We start from the raw sequence: 889 nt of genomic DNA, 5'->3' as shown, positions 1-889 counted from the left end.
CTGAAGCTCAAAAGACTCTGACCGAATTGTTCGACGCCGGCCGCCGGGTAGTTGCCGTGGCCGTCAAACCGGCGCCGCACCTGGCCACCCTCACCGCCGACGACGAATCCGAGCTGATGCTCGTCGGGTTCTGCGTCTTCGCCGACGAACCCAAGGCCGCCGCGCGGCAATCCCTAACCCAGCTCGCGGATCTGGGCATCGAGGTGAAGATCGCTACCGGTGACAACGCGCGGGTGGCCGAAAAGGTCTGTGAAGAACTGGGTTTGGCCTCGAAGGGCACGATCACCGGCGCGCAGCTCGAACCCCTGGACGACGCCGCGTTCGCGTACGCCGCGCAACACCACACCATCTTCGCGCGCATCTCCCCCGAGCAGAAGGCGCGGCTGATCACCGCGCTGCGGCGCGAGGGGCGAGCCGTCGGCTTCCTGGGCGACGGGGTCAACGACGCGCTGGCGTTGCACGCCGCCGACGTGGGGATCTCGGTGGACAGCGCCACCGACGTGGCCAAGGACGCCGCCGACGTGGTGCTGCTGGAGAAGGACCTCGGTGTGTTGGCCACCGGCGTCGCCGAGGGCCGGCGCATATTCGCCAACACCATCAAGTACGTGCTGATGGGCACGTCGAGCAACTTCGGGAACATGTTCAGCGCCGCGGCCGCATCGGCCCTGCTGCCGTTCCTGCCGATGCTGCCCAGCCAGATCCTGCTGAACAACCTGTTATACGACTCCTCGCAGCTGGCGATCCCCACCGACAGGGTCGACGCCGAGCAGCTGCACGCGCCGTCGCACTGGAACGTCGCGTTCATCCGCCGGTTCATGCTGATCTTCGGACCGATCAGCTCGCTGTTCGACTTCCTGACGTTCGGGTTGATGCTGGGCGTGCTGCACGC

1 protein-coding gene is annotated in these 889 nt (G+C 66.6%); it reads left to right on the top strand.

Going from position 1 to position 889, the window contains the following annotated elements; genetic code table 11:
* A partial coding sequence (locus A9X04_RS24870) for an HAD-IC family P-type ATPase (protein WP_156764526.1) occupies positions 1-889 on the top strand: 889 nt, incomplete at both ends.

The organism is Mycobacterium sp. E3247 (assembly GCF_001667785.1).
GTDB lineage: Bacteria > Actinomycetota > Actinomycetes > Mycobacteriales > Mycobacteriaceae > Mycobacterium.
Note: the sequence above shows the minus strand (reverse complement) of the source record. Positions and strands in the feature narration are given on the sequence as shown.